We start from the raw sequence: 16,963 nt of genomic DNA on the forward strand, positions 1-16,963 counted from the left end.
TGAATCTGTATATTTTCAATCTTGCTCTTTTTGTTTTTGTCTAACTAAACTATCCTATTTCCTTAATCCCTTTTACAAACAGCCAGGACATGAATAGTTTTTCACCGTCTTTGGTTTTAGCAGCCTGAAATTTTGGAGACAGAAATGTCCCCACAAGAAAAGCGGTCATTGGAATCCAAAAACCAGATAAATTGGTGTATTGCTCTACCAAATATCGAAATGTTATAAACAATATAGCAAAACAGCCTAGATTATATAGAAATGCTCTTACTTGTAACTTTGTCATTTTATTGTATTTAATTATGTTTCTCAAAATTAATAGAAAATCTAGTTATTTCTCAGAAATTGCTTCTTTTTATTTTAAGTCATAATTATACAGCAAAAAAAACATACAATTAATATAAATTTAACAATAATTAACCCCTTTAAATTTTGTATTAATTTATATATTAACTTTACGCACCTACCAAAACTAAAACACACAAGTCACTGAATAACAAATGACTATGTTTTTAAAATTTGCCCCAAAATTACAATTGTATTTAAATTTCTTCTATTGAAAATTTAAATTAGTGATAAGATAATTTCTAACAATTTTTAAAACATACTATCATGGCAATTGACTTTTCTATCACAAGCACTGTTGCTTCTAACGGAAGAACAGCTTACAATGCACAGCGCATTAATTCAACTGAACCGAAATTCAACTTTGGCAATAAAACTCAATATGAAGGGAATTTTGGATTGTTCAACACTTCGGTTTCTGCAGGACAAGTTTATAACCCAGCAGATTATGCTGCCAAATATGGATTTTGGGCCTATTTTATTTATCCAACGGCAATGGCCGAAAGTTCAGGTTCTTTTAAATGTTTAAATACCTACGACAGAGCACAATTTACTTTTAGCTTTATGCAGTATGGAGCTCATGTTCCAAATGGTGATTTTGTAAAATTCTTCAGAAAACTGCTGCAGTTACCAAATGCCACTGACTATTTTCCAAAATTAGTATTATCCAACAATAGGATTTTTTATAAATCTAATGGAACTCTTTCTGCCTTAGAAAATGATTCTACTACTCAGCCATTAATGGATTATCTCAACCCAACACTAAATGATATCGAAAATCAGGAACTAATATGCGCAGCACGTCTTGTTCACTGGGCTACTAATGATTCTAAGCATAGAGAAATCCAAGTCGGAACTGCAATAGAAATGTATAAAGAAAACATGAAATCCTATCACAGCCGATACGGATTAAACAATGCTCCTGCAAATGTTTGTCAAATGATTTGTGACATTCGGCATCAGGGAAGAGCGAAAAGCGACCGCATTGCACTTGCCTTGAATTCCAATGGCAATTATGATAAAGCCTTTTCGAACTTATGCCAAATAGGCAATACAAATTATCAAACGAGAATTAATACTGTACGAGGTACAATAAAAAAGTTAACAGATCTAGGGAAGTTTTCTATGAAATATGATGCTAAAAGTGGGGAATTTAAATAATAAACCCTCGCAAGCCGAAAAGAGGAAATAGAGTAGGTATAATTAAATTTGAAATTATGAAAACAACTCTTAAAAAAAGTAGTAAAAAAACATTTTTAACACTTTGTGTGCTTCTGACCACCTTTGACACATTTGCCATTACCGAAAACGCAGATCCAAAAGTTTACTCATTAGATATTTATCAAATCATTATCTCACTTGCTCCAATAGCACTATTTGTAATAACAACCTCAATTATTTTTTTAAAATTAAAAAAAGAAGATTATAAGATTGGTGATGCTCTAAAAGAAAATGAAACCATTACTGTTACGTCTCCGAATCCTGATCCTGACCCAGCTAATACCGCAAATACAGAAACAATACAACCTAAAAGTGCAAGCCGACTTTTGGCTTTTATCTCGGGTATGATATCAGTAGGACTTGCATCTACGTTTTGCAGTTTTTGGGCATACAATTATTTTCTAACGGGTAAAACAGCAGACCTTTCAAGTATTACAAATGTTTTATTGAGTTTAGGACTTGGGGTCGTGCCTTATGCTTTTAATAAAGTGTCAAAAGCTATAGAATAACTATCTCTCCTTAAAAATAAACCTAATTATTTAATTCTTAAAATCATGAATACAAGTAAATATTTAATAGATATTGGTAAAAAATATATTTTGGGTTCAAAAGTTCCATACACCAATCTTAATTATACAGATCCATGGGACTGTGCTGAATTTATTTCTTGGTGTGTATATAAAGTCCTTGCGGGCATGAGAGAGACACCGAAGTTACTCTTAAAACTTTAACGATGTGTAAATTATTCCTGTGGAAAGGAAATATCAGATTTTATTGAATATTTTTTTAGGAAATCTTAACTTTTTATAAAATTTACAAAAAACTCAACCTTAAATGGTTATTATTTTTTTTGCAATAAAAAACCGTATAAATATGGATTGTAGTTTTGAAATTATTGATAATCTTTTTTGAAGTTAATAACTTCAAAAAAAAACTTTATAAAACGAAAAAAAATAGAAGATTAATTTAAACTTAAGCAATTATGGGAAGTGTTAGAATTAAAGTAGATGTTAAAGGTGGAACTGTCCCTGTTCCTATTTTGGTTTTTATTGATAAAGTCAATAGTAATCATGACACAAGTATAAAAAGAGATGGTTCTTTTGATGAAACCTTTATGATTGGAGAAGGTGAATACAATGTAATAGTTTCTGGTGAAAATCCAATTAATGGGCAAACTGATGTTGAAGTTGATTATACCGACAATTACGGACAAAAAAACAACAAAAATTATAATATCACGAACCCAATTTATTCTAAAATTTTTAAAGTATTTATTTAATTACATATGCTTATGAAAAAATATTATATTTTCTTACTGATATTCAGTTACTCAAACATGTTTTCTCAAGATCTATTTAAGCAAATTGAGAACGCTAAGACAGGTAACTTCAAGGATGCTCTCTACAACATAATTCAATTGTCAACAAAAAATCTTTCTGAAAAAGAGAAAACTTTAGAATTGAATAGTACACTTTTTAAAATTATGTATAATGCTGATATATCAAAATTATCAGATTTGACTATCGAAAAATCTTATTTTTTAAGGAACTTTCAAATTAATACTAAAGCTAATTTTGATGAAAATTATAAATATACAGGCTTTTCAGGAGGTTTTACTTTTGCAATTGTCAATGATAGAGATAGTTTAACAATCAATTTGGCTAGAACTTTATATGGCAAGCATAGGGAAGAATTCATCAGAACTTTCCAAAAAATACAATCTGATTTAGCAATTGGTTTGCGAGATGAAAAGAAACTTGACTTACTAAACAAAGCTAGTGAAGATATTATAAATGCTACTGTTGTAAATGATACAACTGGTAATCCTTATTACACTAAAATTCAAACGGAGTTCAAAAAAATATCTAAATCACTTTCTGAACTTGACGATAAAGCCGCAAAACCTGAAGAAATTAATGAATATGTAGCGGCATTGAATAAAATCCGAAAATCCGAAAATCCGAAATTGATAAAATTGCAAGCAAACCTCTTTGGACTATTGCAGCAGATGGTTCAACAAATACAGATGGAAAATTCAATAAATGTTCAGCAAGTTCGGTTTTTTTAAAAGGAATTGCTAAATCGACTCAAGAAATAGATATAAGGGGAACTTTTACTTATGCTGATACTACTTTAGTTAGCATGCCAAGGATTTCATTTAATGGAAAGGCAGGTTTAAACTTTATAGTAATGAGAAACCAACCTGAAAAAACTAGTTGTTTTGAAATTAAAGCATTAGGAGAATATACTAAAATCTATAAAAACGTATTGCCAGATGAAGATGATGAAACCATTACTGCCAATTTAGAATTTAGAATACGATTAGCTAAAGATCTATGGATTCCAATTACTGTTAAATACGACACAGAAAGATCAAATTTCCTTGGCTTTCTCAATATCACCTACAATTTTGGTAGAATATAGCTGATAGTAGTGAATTTAAAAACAACAGAACCATTAAATAAAAAACATCATGGAAAATAAAGATTTTTGGGATAAATTGGGGGTCATTGGTACATTTTTATCAACTACACTCATCGCTATTTTTAGTACAGTTGTAACTTACCAAACCTCTAGGCTAACGAATAAGGTAGAAACTTTCGAGAAAAAGATTGAAGAAAACAAAATGATTGGAGAATTGATACAAAAATTATCTTCTGACACCATGAAGACAACAATAAACTCTGATTTCACTTTATTAACACTAGAAAGGTACTTACGTAATAATGCGGAAAATGGAGAATTAACCATTCAGGATAAAGAAATGTTAGTTGGTTTTGCTGAATCGCTTATATTAAATAGCAATAAAAAAGTCGCTATAAACACCGAGGAAATATCATACAAAATACCTCGCGACTTTTTATTTAAGTATGACACTCTTAAATGGAACAAAATTGTCAGTTTGTATGGTGTAGAAAAAACAAATTCAGTGTATCCAAAAATCACCTACAACTCAACCATTAAATTACAGCAACCAGTTTCTCAAGTAGATGATAGTTTAAAATCTTCGCTTATCAGTTCGATTCTAAAAAAGATAGTTTATATTCAATATGCTCCTACGTTTGAAACAAAAAATGCAGAAAATCTGCAACAGAACTTTAAAAACAATCAATGGGCAGCTCCAAGAATCGATAAAGTAAAGGGAAATTATAATAATATTATTAAATATTTTCATCCTGAAGATGAAGGAATCGCAATAGAAGCAAATAAAATATTGGATAATAAATATAAAATTGTTCCTTCTATTACTTCAAAATACCAAAAAATTGTGCCTAAGGGACAAATTGAGGTATGGGCGTCAAATTAATATAATTCATAATCAGCTCTCTAAGAATAAGTCAATCCCGATAAACACCATTCTAAATAGTAATTATCGGGACTTTTTTATAGTTATAAAAATTATTCAGAAGCAATCTGAAACTTCGTTCTCTTGCTTCCTTCATACATTTCATATTTCACCAATCTGGCTTCAATACTGGCATTGAAAAGTTTTATTTTTCGGGAAGGTTTCAATCCAACAAATTTCAAGGCTTCCAGGTTTCCTGTGATGAACCAGGCATTTGTTCCAGGATAATTTTTCTTTAGAGTATCGCCAATGTTTTTATAGAATTCTTCCATGTGTATGTCCAAACGTTCATCATACGGCGGATTGAAAACCATTTGTAATTTTCCCTGCGAATTCTTCTCTGTATCAAAGAAGTTATTTTCCTGTATAGAAACATACTCAGACAAATTAGCATTTCTCACATTGTCTTTTGCTTTCTGAACTGCAGATGGCGCTTTGTCATAACCTTTTATAGTATAATGAAACTCACGAACGCGCTTCAATAAACTATCCTGAATATTATCAAACAAACCATTGTCCCAATCGTTCCATTTTTCAAAAGCAAATTCTTTACGATTAATATTCGCAGGAATATTGCAGGCAATCATTGCAGCTTCAACCAGGAAAGTCCCGGAACCGCACATCGGATCCAAGAAATCTGTCTGACCATCCCAACCTGAAAGCAGTAAAATTCCAGCAGCTAAAACTTCGTTTATAGGAGCAATATTAGTAGCGGTTCTATAGCCTCGCTGATGTAATGAATTTCCAGAGGTATCTAATGAAACCGAAACCTGATCTTTATCAATATGAATATTAATTCTTAAATCTGGAAAAGCTTTATCAATGCTTGGACGCTGACCCGTTCTTTCTCTAAACTGATCTACAATCGCATCTTTACATTTTTGTGACACATATTCCGAGTGATTAAAATACTCCGAATGCACCGTAGTATCAATCACAAAAGTCTGGTTTGCATTGATATATTTTGACCAATTCGTCCCGCGAATTCCTTTATATAAATCTTGTTCGTTTTTTGCCTTAAAAAAATAAATTGGTTTCAAAATCTTCAACGCCGTACGCAAAGACAAATTGGCTTTGTACATAAATCCTTTGTCACCCTTAAAACTCACCATTCTCACCCCCTGCTCCACGTCCTGAGCTCCCAGCATTTGCAGTTCTTTTGCCAGTATTTCTTCAAAACCAAAAAAGGTTTTGGCAATCATCTTAAAATTCTCCATCTCTCTGTATAAATTCCAATAATTAAATTTCAAGTCCCAAACGGCCCGAAATAGTATATTTTCTGCAAAAATACACTAAATTTGCGGGACTTAAATTAATTGAAAAAGAATAAATGTCCGATTCTGTAAATAACAAAGCACAAATTAACCCTGCCAATCCCGAAAATTGGTTTGCCTCTTGGTTCGACAGTCCTTATTACCACATACTTTACAAAGAAAGAAATTATAGAGAAGCCCAGCTGTTTATGGACAATCTCACCCATTACCTAAATCTTCCTGAGAAAGCCAAAGTGCTGGATTTAGCCTGTGGAAAAGGGCGGCATTCTATCTATTTAAACCAATTAGGCTTCGACGTTATCGGTGCCGATTTATCCGAAAACAGCATAAAAGAAGCCCAAATAAACAGCAACGCAACTCTGCATTTTCAGGTACACGATATGCGTGAGGTTTTTGAAGATAAGTTTGATGCTATTTTCAATTTATTTACCAGTTTTGGTTATTTTGAAAACGATGAGGATAACCTCACCACTCTAAAAGCTATCAAGGAAAGCTTATCCGAATATGGTTTTGCAGTAATCGATTTTATGAATGTTACCAATGTACTCAATAACTTGGTTCCCGAAGAAGTAAAACACGTAGACGGAATCGATTTTCACATCAAACGCTATCTGAAAGACGGACATATTTACAAGGAAATTGATTTTGAAGACAAAGATCAAAAATATCATTTCACTGAAAAAGTAAAAGCGCTTACGCTAAAGGACTTTGAAGAAATGATGAACGAAGCCGACATATTTTTACTGGATATTTTTGGTGATTATAAGCTGAAAAAATTCCACAAAACCGAAAGCGAAAGATTGATTATGATTTTTAAGTAATTGTTTAATCGAGCAATTGTTTAACTCTTTAATCGGTTAAACAAATACCACAATTAAACGATAAAACAAATAAACAGTTCAACAAATCAACAACAAAAAATGAACTACCTTTTACCTTTACTTTCCGTGCTTCTTGGTTACTTTATTGCCTTGTTTTTAAAGCCAAAAAGTAAAACCAATCTAAAGCTTCTGCTTGCTTTTAGCGGTTCGTTCCTGTTATCGCTTACAGTGATGCATTTACTACCGGAAGTTTACGAAAGCCACAATCACAATATTGGCGTATTTATAATGCTGGGGATTTTGTTCCAGATCATACTGGAATTTTTCTCCAAAGGTGCTGAACACGGTCATGTCCATGGCCACGACAAAATGTACCAAATTCCGTGGTTGTTGTTCATCAGTCTTTGTATTCACGCTTTTTTGGAAGGATTTCCAGTAAGTCATCATCAAGATTTAGCATTAGGGATAGCCATTCATCACTTCCCTATTGCCATTATTCTGACGACCTTTTTCATCAATGCATCACTCAGCCGAAATGCAATCTTTTTCTTCATGATCACCTTTGCTGTCATGACGCCGCTAGGCACCGTTGCTTCTGATTTCATTCCGCAATTGAATGATTATTACACAGAAATAACCGCCGTAGTCATTGGGATTTTATTCCACATTTCATCCACTATCATTTTTGAAAGCAGTGAAGGACACAAATTCAATATCGCCAAAGTTTCGATGATTGTAATTGGGATTGTATTGGCTTGCTTTTTATAAATTTGGGCGTGCCACGAAAGTGCTATAAACAAGTTTGATAATAAATCACAAAAGAACATGGGATTTAAACATTTATTTAAAGTAAAATTGAATTGGATTTCAGTTCCAAAAGAAACAATTTCGACTTCAAAAAAACACCTTAAAAACCATCAGATTACCATTGAAGGAAAAGAAATTTTAAACCTCTCGGCCGCCAAAGCATTCAAAGGAGATCCTAATTTATACAATCCCGAAGATTTATTATTGAGCGCTGTGGTTTCCTGTCACATGATGTCTTATTTGTATATCTCCTCCCAAAACGGAATTGATGTCCTTTCCTATCAGGACGATGCCGAAGCCACTCTCGAAGTTTCAGAAAATGGCTCGGGGCGTTTTATAGAAGTACGATTGTATCCAAAAGTTGTAATTCAGCAAAAAGAAAAAATTGCCGAAGCGTTAGAATTGCATTCCAAAGCAAACGAACTTTGTTTTATCGCAAATTCGTGTAATTTTAAAATTGTTCACTTTCCAGCTTGTACCAATTCTGCTGTTATCGAAAACTTCTGAAGCAAATAATTCCATTTTCGTTGTAGCTTCCTGCAACAAATCCGTTATATTTACAAAACAACGAAAATAGAATTCTTCTCTATATTTATAGAACTGAACATAAAATCAACAAATGACAACATCTATCATTATATCAATATGTCTGTTATTGATTCTTGCCTATATATTCGATATCACTTCATCAAAAACAAAAATCCCTTCGGTTATATTACTACTAATCGTGGGCTGGGCAGTAAAACAGGGAACTGATTTTTTTGAAATTCGGGTGCCAAATTTAACCTCAATATTACCCGTTCTAGGAACTGTTGGACTTATTTTAATTGTTCTGGAGGGCTCTTTAGAATTGGAATTAAACAAATCAAAACTTCCATTTATTGGCAAAACAGCACTTGTTGCTATAATACCAATGCTCCTTTTTAGCTTTGGACTTGCATTTGCTTTTTATTATTTTGGTAATATTTCTTTCAAAATCGGATTGGCTAATGCTATTCCGCTTGCCGTAATCAGCAGTGCGATTGCTATTCCGAGTGCACAGAATCTTATCTCAAAAAATAAAGAGTTCATCACTTATGAAAGCAGTTTATCGGATATTTTTGGAGTAATCCTTTTTAATTTTATTACACTCAATGACGATATTGGGGCTTCGTCAGTAGGTGGTTTTGTTTTTGAAATACTTGTGATTCTTATCATATCATTTGTGGCAACGCTGGGACTTGCGTTTTTATTAAGCAAAATAAAACATCCGGTAAAATTTATTCCCATCATATTAAGTATCGTACTCATATATGCTGTTACTAAAATTTACCATTTACCAGGGCTGATTTTCATACTTCTTTTTGGTATTTTTCTGGGTAATCTTGACGAGATTAAAAGCAATAAATTTATTCAAAAACTACAGCCAGACCTTTTGAATAAAGAAGTTCATAAATTCCACGAACTTACCACAGAAATTGCTTTTTTAGTAAGAGCTTTATTTTTTCTGCTGTTTGGCTACTTAATAGAAACGAAAGAATTATTAAACACAGCAACCATCGTCTGGGCAATTGGAATTTGTTCCGGAATATTCGCTTTGCGTTACATCACTCTTAAAGCATTTAAAATCAACATCAAACCTTCTTTATTTATTGCTCCAAGAGGTCTGATTACCATTTTACTTTTCCTTTCAATTCCTGACAATCAAGTGATTGATTTAGTCAATAATTCATTGGTAATACAAGTCATAATTCTGAGTGCATTAGTAATGATGTCTGGACTTATGAGCCATAAAACAGAGGATGAAAACAATTAAAATCATCTTCTAAAATTTATCTTATAAGACGTTTTCTGCTATTAATTTATTTAAGTTTGTAATACTAAATAAACTGTGTTTGTTTTACACTTTTGAACCTTAAAAACAATGACTTTCACCAAAACCACCGAGCAATCCTCAAAATACGAACATTTAGAAAAAATGTCCGTTCGAGAATTAATAACCAATATCAACAAAGAAGACCAAACCGTACCTATTGCCGTCGAAAAAGCTTTACCGCAGATAGAAACACTCGTAACCGAAATTGTTGCCAAAATGAAACTGGGCGGACGCTTATTTTACATTGGAGCAGGAACTTCAGGACGTTTGGGTGTTGTTGATGCTTCTGAATGTCCTCCTACTTTTGGAGTACCGTTCGATCTGGTTGTCGGCATCATAGCTGGTGGTGACAAAGCCATCCGCAGAGCCGTAGAAAACGCTGAGGATAACGCAACCCAAGCCTGGATTGACTTACAGGAATTCAATATTAATGAAAATGATGTGGTTATTGGCATCGCCGCGTCGGGAACAACTCCCTATGTTATTGGAGGATTACAAGCCTGCAACGAAAAAAACATCAGCACTGGAAGCATTTCCTGCAACGCTGGGAGCCCGCTTTCGCAAACGGCAAAATTCCCTATCGAAGTTATTGTCGGTCCTGAATTTGTAACAGGAAGCTCCCGAATGAAAGCAGGAACTGCACAAAAATTGGTTCTGAATATGATCTCGACAGCTACGATGATTCAGCTCGGAAAAGTGAAAGGAAACAAAATGGTCGATATGCAATTGAGCAATAACAAACTTGTAGACCGCGGTGTAAAAATGATTATGGAAGAAATTCCGGTAACCTACGAAGAAGGTTCTGAACTGCTTGCAAAATACGGAAGCGTGAGAAAAGCAGTAGATTTTTATAATGGACAGTAAACTGATTTCATATAACAGATAGCAAAAAATGGCAAATAAAGAACTTTTGGCAAAGGGAGTAAAATACTTAACAGGAGCTTTACCTCTTATGTTCATTGGACCATCCGTAATTTACAATGCATTTATGAATCAGCATACCAATTGGCATTATTTGGTTTTGGGCATTGGAATCATTGCCTGTATCGCATCAATATATTTAATGTTTACAGGGTTGAAAATAATAATGAAAGGCATATTTAACGACTAATTTGTATCTTTACAAAAATTACAATTATGGATATTCAAGCCGAAATAAATTGGATTCATCAAGAAATTGATAAAGTAAAAGACCCTAGCTTCATAGAAAAAATGAAACATCTTTTGCAATCGATAAACACTCCTGCTGAGACAACAGCTACAGAATACAACGCTGATATTGAAAATGCGCTGGATAATATCAAAAAAGGTAATTTTTATACCGAAGATGAAGCTAAGGCTATTTCAAAAAAATGGGGAAGAAAATAATCTGGTCAAATGATGCTTTAACACAACTGGAAGATATTCACTTTTACATTTTTTTCGAAAGTAAATCGATTCATATTGCAGACAAAGTTGTCGACACCATTTTTGAAAGTACTGAAATATTAAAAACTCAGCCTGAAATTTTCAAACTCGATGCACAAAAAATTAATAATGACGGCAGCTTCAGAGTTTACTATATTTATGATTATAGTATCTCTTACCGAATTACTGAGAACTCTATTCAAATTCTCCGTGTCAGACATAATGCACGCAAAACTAAAAAACTCCCATGGAAGACCTGATACACATTCAAAAAACATTTGAAAAAATAACTTATATAGGTAAGAGAATTAACAATCGTGAATTTGAAGACTGCGTTTTCAAGAATTGTGATTTCTCTAATAGTGATTTCTCTAACAATAGTTTTATGGACTGCGAATTCATAGAATGCAACTTATCGATGACCCAATTGGGAGGTTCCAGCCTGAAGACTGTTAACTTCAGAAACTGTAAACTAATGGGGATTCAGTTTCAGGATTGTCAGGATTTTTTATTTAATGTGCAGTTTCAGGATTGTATTTTGGATTATAGTTCTTTTGCAAATAAAAAAATGCCGAAAACCAAATTCAATTCCTGCTCGCTGAAAGAAGTTACTTTTATCGGAACTAATTTAACCCAATCGGTTTTTGGAAACTGTAATTTGGACAATGCCGTTTTTAATGACACCATTTTAGCAGGTGCCGATTTTATCACCGCTTATAACTATAAAATTGATCCCGAATACAACCCAATGAAAAAAGCTAAATTTTCCAGTCAGGGAATTGCGGGGCTTTTGGACAAATATGATATAAAAATTGAGTAAATCTGGCTTCTCTCCTGAAAACATAAGGAAAATGAAGCAGTTTGCAAAACTTATAATGATTTAACAAAACTCGCGCCATTAGTACGAGAAATAGATCACTAAAGTGGTTTAAAAATTAAATAGTAAAAGACAAACATAATAATCAACCATTATGAGCACAACCACATCCTATCTTGAAAGCGTAAAAAAGCAGTTTCTCTACTATAAAATGCTCGGAGAAAAAGCGATGGAACAATTGGAACCGGAACAATTATTTGTGTCCGTAAACGAAGACACGAACAGCATTGCCGTGATAGTAAAGCACCTTGCTGGAAACATGCTGTCGCGCTGGACAGATTTCCTAACCACTGATGGCGAAAAGGAAACCAGAAATCGTGATGGCGAATTTGAAAATGATTTACAGACAAAAGAGCAAGTACTGACTGAGTGGAATACTGGATGGGACTGCTTTTTAGGAGCATTGGACAGTTTACAGCCCGAACAGCTTTCGGAAATTATCTATATCCGAAATGAAGGACATACTGTTATTGAAGCCATCAATAGACAGCTGGCGCATTATCCGTATCATATCGGGCAGATTGTTTTTTATGCCAAACAGCTTAAAAAAGACGAATGGAACAGTCTTTCGATTCCTAAAAACAAATCAGCTAATTACAATGCTGATAAATTTGCTCAGGAAAAATCAATCAAAAATTTTACTGAAGAAGAATTTAGACGAATGAAATAATATAAAAGCTTTATGCAATAAGCCATAGGCATTGTCACTGCCTAAAGCCTATGGCTTATTGCTTAAAGCTAATTAAAATATCAAAACTAACTAAATGAAAAAATTAATCTTACTCTTTCCCTTGCTCTCACTATTGTCCTGTTATGATGTGGAGCGCAACTGTAAAGATTTCAAGAATGGAAAATTTAAATTTGAATACGAAATTGACGGCGTAAAAAAAACAACGATGTTTGAGCGCAATGATAGTATTGAAATTGAGACTTTTGAAGGTAAAACAGATACTTCTACCGTTCGCTGGGTGAATGACTGCGAATACATTTTACAGAAGAAACACCCGAAAAACAAGGCTGAAGAGAAAGCGATCAGCATGAAAATTTTGACTACCTCAAAAAATTCCTATACCTTTGAATTTGGAATGGTAGGATCCAATTCGAAACAAAAAGGAACTGTTGTTAAGATTGCAGATTAGAGAATCTAGAATAACAGAATTCAGAAAGCAGATAAACAATTGGATAAATCACAAGCAGCAAATCACAAACAATAAACTATAAATCATAAACAAACTAACAACGCATGGAAGTATTTTTGAATCCAGATGCATGGATTGCCCTATTAACATTGACTTTTTTGGAAATTGTTTTAGGAATCGATAACATTATTTTTATCTCAATTGCTACTGGAAAATTAGCTATAGAAGACCGTAAGAAAGCAACCAAAGTAGGTATGTTTTTAGCAATGTTTATGCGTATTGCATTGTTGTTTGGAATTAATTTCCTTACCCAAATGAAGAAACCCTGGTTCACGATTGACTGGAGCTGGCTTCATGCGGGCGTTACGGGGCAAAGTCTCATTTTGTTATTTGGAGGATTGTTTCTGATATATAAAAGCACCAATGAAATCCGCGAAAAAGTAGACGAAAAAGGACACGAAGAAAAAGAATTGGGTAAAGTGGCCGCAAAATCTTTCCAGAGTGTAATTCTGCAGATTATAATGATTGACCTGGTTTTCTCTTTTGACAGTATTTTGACTGCAGTCGGGATGACTAACGGCGTTGAAGGTGCTTTGGTTATTATGATTACCGCTGTAATTATTTCGGTATTAATTATGATGCAGTTTGCCGTTCCTGTTGGGAATTTTGTAAACAAGCATCCTTCCATTCAAATATTGGGATTGTCCTTTTTGATTCTAATTGGATTCATGTTATTGACAGAAAGCGCACATTTGTCTAATGCCCTTATTTTTGGAAGTCATGTAACTCCTGTTCCAAAAGGATATCTATACTTTGCCATTTCGTTCTCTTTATTTGTAGAAATAATAAATATGAAAGTGACTAAAAAGAAATAATATGCTTTCCAAAAACATAAAAAACGCCTTGATTATTGCTGTTGTAGTAGGAACAATATTGAACACGATCAATAGTTATGGTGTGATTTGGGAAAGCAATTTTACTTTTAGAAATGTTTTAAGAATTGTATTAACGTACATCACTCCGTTTTGTGTTTCTTTATATTCTTCTACATTAGCATCAAAATCATTTGAAAAATCAAATACAAGAAACACAGTTACCGAAAAGTAGCTGTGTTTTTTTTTATAATTTTATTTTAGTTTCCAAAAACATTATTCTCATAAAATGAAAAATACTATTTCGCATAGAGTTGCCGATTTCCTTAAGAACTTCCCTCCTTTTACTTTTTTAAGCCAAAATGATATTGAGATACTCTCCGAACAGATTTCAATTATTTACAAAGAAAAAGACAGTGTAATTTTTGCCGAAAATGATGAAACTCACGACTCTTTTTATGTTGTTCATAAAGGCGCTGTTGCTCTTAGAAAAGGAATAAAAAATGACACTATTGATATGTGTGATGAAGGCGATATTTTTGGATTAAGACCTCTGATAGCTAATGAAAATTACCAGATGGAGTCTAGAGCCTATGAAGAAACCATTCTGTATGCTATTCCTATCGCAGTTTTTAAGCCGTATGCATTAATGAATAAAAATGTCGGGGATTTTTTAATTCAGAGTTTTGCTTCCAATACACAAAATCCGTATTCCGAAAGTTACAGGGGAAAACTCTATGGCGAAACTTTGGCTGGAGATCTTTTGGATAATAAACCTCAGATATTAGATATTCATCCTGTAAAATATTCAAAAAAAATAGTAACCTGTTCCTCTGCAACTCCGGTGAAAGAAATTGCACAGATAATGACAAAAAAAAATGTGGGAGCAATACTTGTAGTTGAAGATAAACTTCCCATAGGTATCATTACAGATAAGGATCTGAGGAATAAAATTGTCACCGGCGAATATCCAATCACATCTGCTGCATCAGTCATCATGACAAGCCCTGTTATCACATATCCTAAAAAGCTGACCACTACACAAGCGCAGATGGCCATGATGAAAAGCAACATCAGCCATATCTGCCTTACCAAAGACGGCACTCCAAATACTAAAGCTATTGGAATCCTTTCAAAGCACGATGTGATGGTTTCATTAGGAAATAATCCTGCTGTTTTGATTAAAGCTGTAAAAAGAGCCAAAAAATACAAGGAAATAAAACCAATACGAGCCAGCATCATGCAGTTATTGCAAGGCTATCTTGACCAGAACATCCCAATAACATTAACATCAAAAATCATCACCGAATTAAATGATGTCTGTATTCAGCAGGTTATTACTATTGCTTTGAAAAAAATGGATACGCCTCCGCCGGTAAAATTCGGCTGGCTGGCTATGGGAAGCCAAGGGCGAAGTGAACAATTACTGCAGACCGATCAGGATAATGCGCTGGTTTATGAAGATGTTCCCGAAGAATTAAAAGAAAAAACCAAGAAATACTTCCTAGAACTCGCTGCACATGTCAACAAAGGACTATTTGAAATAGGATATGAATACTGCCCTGCCGAAATGATGGCGTCCAACCCAAAATGGTGTCTGAGTCTCGATGAATGGAAAAATTTAGTACATCACTGGATCACAAATACCGGAAAAGACGAGGTGCTCCTGTCCTTTATATTTTTTGATTACAGCTTGTCTTATGGAGACAGCGAACTTGTAAACAAACTTTCCGATTTTATTCTGGAAGACATTAAAGCAAATCCTGTATTTTACATTCATTTATTAAGCGGTGCTTTGCAAAGCCCGTCCCCTACTGGATTTTTCAGACAATTTTTATTGGAGCAGGATGGTGCCAACAAAGATTTTTTTGACATAAAAAGAAGAGCATTAATGCCATTGAGTGATGCAGCAAGGGTATTAATTTTATCCCATGCCGTAAAATCAATCAGTAATACTCCTGAGCGTTTTGAAAAATTAGCCGAACTGGAACCGCAGAACAAAGAATTATACCTGTCCTGCGCCTATTCGTATAAAGCGCTTTTAAAATTCAGAACCAAACAAGGACTGCTGCATCATGATTCCGGGCAGTATATTGCACTGGAACACCTTACTAAATTAGAAAAAATCAAATTAAAAAGTACTTTTAAAACCATTAAAGAACTTCAGGAAATTATCTCCATCCGTTTTAATCCATCAAATATACTGTAATGAAGAACATTTTTGAGAAATGGAAAACCATACTATTTGATTTTTTAAAAATAACTAAAAAGCCAATTGATGAAACGCTTTTACACAGTGTTGAAAGCGCCCGTTTTGTAGTATTGGATACCGAAACCACTGGTTTTGATTATGACAACGACCGAATGCTCTGCATAGGTGCCGTTACGCTGCAAAACAGTGTTATTGCAATTTCAGAATCATTTGAAATGTACATACACCAAGAACATTATGACAAAAACAGTGTTCAGATCCATGGTATTCTCAAAGATCTGGTTATGACCAAACCCAGTGAATTAGAAGTGCTGCAGCAGTTTTTGACTTTCCTGGGAGATTCGATTATCATTGCCCATCATACCATATTTGACATCACGATGATCAATCGTGCTTTGGAACGAAATGGTCTTCCGCTGTTAACGAACAAAACATTAGACACAGCATTTCTTTATAAAAAAACATTAATCAGATCTAATTTATTGGAATATAAAGATCATTATGCATTGGACGATCTTGCCGATAAATTTGATATTTCCAAAAAAGACCGCCACACCGCAATGGGCGATGCCTTTATCACTGCTATTGCCTTCCTGAAAATTGTAAAAAAATTAAAAGAGAAAAAAAGAAAAGGCGAATTTCTTCTTAAAGATTTGTTTTATTATTAATCTGCATCCGAATAGTATTGTTTTTAGGAGCAGAAAAATTAGGTATCCTTGGTAATTATAGGTCCTGCTCTCCGCTATATTCCCGATTAACAAAAACTACGGCAAAAAAGCCTTGTTTT

24 protein-coding genes are annotated in these 16,963 nt (G+C 33.7%); 22 read left to right on the plus strand and 2 right to left on the minus strand.

The features are described 5' to 3' along the window. Positions 1 to 49 precede the first annotated feature (49 nt). Positions 50 to 286, minus strand: coding sequence for a hypothetical protein (locus OZP07_RS15675; RefSeq protein ID WP_194639261.1), 237 nt, complete (start codon positions 284 to 286; stop codon positions 50 to 52). Between the two features lie 326 nt (positions 287 to 612). Here OZP07_RS15675 and OZP07_RS15680 point away from each other — a divergent pair, with 326 nt between their 5' ends. From OZP07_RS15680 to OZP07_RS15710, 7 genes are all read left to right on the plus strand, one after another. After that, the gene (locus tag OZP07_RS15680; protein WP_281635837.1) at positions 613 to 1,506 is read left to right on the plus strand and encodes a hypothetical protein; all 894 of its coding nucleotides are present in this window, start codon (positions 613 to 615) and stop codon (positions 1,504 to 1,506) included. 56 nt (positions 1,507 to 1,562) lie between these two features. Then, the gene (locus tag OZP07_RS15685; protein WP_281635838.1) at positions 1,563 to 2,075 is read left to right on the plus strand and encodes a hypothetical protein; all 513 of its coding nucleotides are present in this window, start codon (positions 1,563 to 1,565) and stop codon (positions 2,073 to 2,075) included. Positions 2,076 to 2,120: 45 nt separating this feature from the next. After that, positions 2,121 to 2,297: a hypothetical protein gene (locus OZP07_RS15690; RefSeq protein ID WP_281635839.1), complete on the plus strand. Its 177-nt coding sequence runs from the start codon at positions 2,121 to 2,123 to the stop codon at positions 2,295 to 2,297. Between the two features lie 251 nt (positions 2,298 to 2,548). Continuing rightward, positions 2,549 to 2,845: a hypothetical protein gene (locus OZP07_RS15695; RefSeq protein WP_281635840.1), complete on the plus strand. Its 297-nt coding sequence runs from the start codon at positions 2,549 to 2,551 to the stop codon at positions 2,843 to 2,845. A 57-nt stretch (positions 2,846 to 2,902) separates the two neighbouring features. Continuing rightward, a complete protein-coding gene (locus OZP07_RS15700) occupies positions 2,903 to 3,634 on the plus strand; it encodes a hypothetical protein (protein WP_281635841.1) in 732 nt (243 codons plus the stop codon). Positions 3,635 to 3,756: 122 nt separating this feature from the next. Beyond that, positions 3,757 to 3,990: a hypothetical protein gene (locus OZP07_RS15705; RefSeq protein ID WP_281635842.1), complete on the plus strand. Its 234-nt coding sequence runs from the start codon at positions 3,757 to 3,759 to the stop codon at positions 3,988 to 3,990. A gap of 49 nt (positions 3,991 to 4,039) precedes the next feature. Then, positions 4,040 to 4,873, plus strand: a complete 834-nt coding sequence (locus OZP07_RS15710) for a hypothetical protein (protein ID WP_281635843.1) — start codon at positions 4,040 to 4,042, stop codon at positions 4,871 to 4,873. A 92-nt stretch (positions 4,874 to 4,965) separates the two neighbouring features. Here OZP07_RS15710 and OZP07_RS15715 read toward each other — a convergent pair whose 3' ends face one another. After that, on the minus strand, positions 4,966 to 6,129 hold the full coding sequence (locus tag OZP07_RS15715; protein WP_281635844.1) for a THUMP domain-containing class I SAM-dependent RNA methyltransferase: 1,164 nt from the start codon (positions 6,127 to 6,129) through the stop codon (positions 4,966 to 4,968). A 113-nt stretch (positions 6,130 to 6,242) separates the two neighbouring features. On the opposite strand from OZP07_RS15715, the gene OZP07_RS15720 reads away from it, so the two are divergent. From OZP07_RS15720 to OZP07_RS15790, 15 genes are all read left to right on the plus strand, one after another. Next, entirely contained in the window at positions 6,243 to 7,007 is a 765-nt protein-coding gene (locus OZP07_RS15720) for a class I SAM-dependent methyltransferase (RefSeq protein ID WP_281635845.1), read from the plus strand. 99 nt (positions 7,008 to 7,106) lie between these two features. Further along, positions 7,107 to 7,775 (plus strand): ZIP family metal transporter, encoded by a 669-nt coding sequence (locus OZP07_RS15725; protein ID WP_281635846.1) that lies wholly within the window; start codon positions 7,107 to 7,109, stop codon positions 7,773 to 7,775. 57 nt (positions 7,776 to 7,832) lie between these two features. After that, positions 7,833 to 8,321: an OsmC family protein gene (locus OZP07_RS15730; RefSeq protein WP_281635847.1), complete on the plus strand. Its 489-nt coding sequence runs from the start codon at positions 7,833 to 7,835 to the stop codon at positions 8,319 to 8,321. 112 nt (positions 8,322 to 8,433) lie between these two features. Next, positions 8,434 to 9,609: a cation:proton antiporter gene (locus OZP07_RS15735; RefSeq protein WP_281635848.1), complete on the plus strand. Its 1,176-nt coding sequence runs from the start codon at positions 8,434 to 8,436 to the stop codon at positions 9,607 to 9,609. Positions 9,610 to 9,717: 108 nt separating this feature from the next. After that, positions 9,718 to 10,533, plus strand: a complete 816-nt coding sequence (murQ, locus tag OZP07_RS15740) for an N-acetylmuramic acid 6-phosphate etherase (protein ID WP_281635849.1) — start codon at positions 9,718 to 9,720, stop codon at positions 10,531 to 10,533. 28 nt (positions 10,534 to 10,561) lie between these two features. Further along, on the plus strand, positions 10,562 to 10,780 hold the full coding sequence (locus OZP07_RS15745) for a DUF6095 family protein (protein WP_281635850.1): 219 nt from the start codon (positions 10,562 to 10,564) through the stop codon (positions 10,778 to 10,780). A gap of 26 nt (positions 10,781 to 10,806) precedes the next feature. After that, positions 10,807 to 11,037, plus strand: coding sequence for a hypothetical protein (locus OZP07_RS15750; RefSeq protein ID WP_194639280.1), 231 nt, complete (start codon positions 10,807 to 10,809; stop codon positions 11,035 to 11,037). Beyond that, the gene (locus OZP07_RS15755) at positions 11,022 to 11,336 is read left to right on the plus strand and encodes a type II toxin-antitoxin system RelE/ParE family toxin (protein WP_194639282.1); all 315 of its coding nucleotides are present in this window, start codon (positions 11,022 to 11,024) and stop codon (positions 11,334 to 11,336) included. The genes OZP07_RS15750 and OZP07_RS15755 overlap by 16 nt, the downstream gene beginning before the upstream one ends. Further along, entirely contained in the window at positions 11,324 to 11,896 is a 573-nt protein-coding gene (locus tag OZP07_RS15760; protein WP_281635851.1) for a pentapeptide repeat-containing protein, read from the plus strand. Before OZP07_RS15755 ends, OZP07_RS15760 begins: the two co-directional genes overlap by 13 nt. 151 nt (positions 11,897 to 12,047) lie before the next feature. Then, positions 12,048 to 12,623, plus strand: a complete 576-nt coding sequence (locus tag OZP07_RS15765; RefSeq protein ID WP_281635852.1) for a DUF1572 family protein — start codon at positions 12,048 to 12,050, stop codon at positions 12,621 to 12,623. A gap of 94 nt (positions 12,624 to 12,717) precedes the next feature. Then, complete coding sequence (locus OZP07_RS15770; protein WP_281635853.1) at positions 12,718 to 13,092, plus strand: DNA topoisomerase IV; 375 nt, start codon at positions 12,718 to 12,720, stop codon at positions 13,090 to 13,092. A gap of 104 nt (positions 13,093 to 13,196) precedes the next feature. After that, positions 13,197 to 13,967 carry a TerC family protein gene (locus tag OZP07_RS15775; RefSeq protein ID WP_281635854.1) on the plus strand — a complete coding sequence of 257 codons (771 nt, stop codon included), beginning with the start codon at positions 13,197 to 13,199 and terminating at the stop codon, positions 13,965 to 13,967. Position 13,968: 1 nt separating this feature from the next. Next, on the plus strand, positions 13,969 to 14,199 hold the full coding sequence (gene nrtS / locus OZP07_RS15780) for a nitrate/nitrite transporter NrtS (protein ID WP_281635855.1): 231 nt from the start codon (positions 13,969 to 13,971) through the stop codon (positions 14,197 to 14,199). Positions 14,200 to 14,253: 54 nt separating this feature from the next. After that, complete coding sequence (locus OZP07_RS15785; protein WP_281635856.1) at positions 14,254 to 16,173, plus strand: DUF294 nucleotidyltransferase-like domain-containing protein; 1,920 nt, start codon at positions 14,254 to 14,256, stop codon at positions 16,171 to 16,173. Further along, positions 16,173 to 16,844: a 3'-5' exonuclease gene (locus OZP07_RS15790; protein ID WP_281635857.1), complete on the plus strand. Its 672-nt coding sequence runs from the start codon at positions 16,173 to 16,175 to the stop codon at positions 16,842 to 16,844. The genes OZP07_RS15785 and OZP07_RS15790 overlap by 1 nt, the downstream gene beginning before the upstream one ends. Positions 16,845 to 16,963: the final 119 nt, after the last annotated feature.

Origin of the sequence: Flavobacterium marginilacus (assembly GCF_026870155.1) — a bacterium.
Taxonomy (GTDB): Bacteria; Bacteroidota; Bacteroidia; order Flavobacteriales; family Flavobacteriaceae; genus Flavobacterium; species Flavobacterium marginilacus.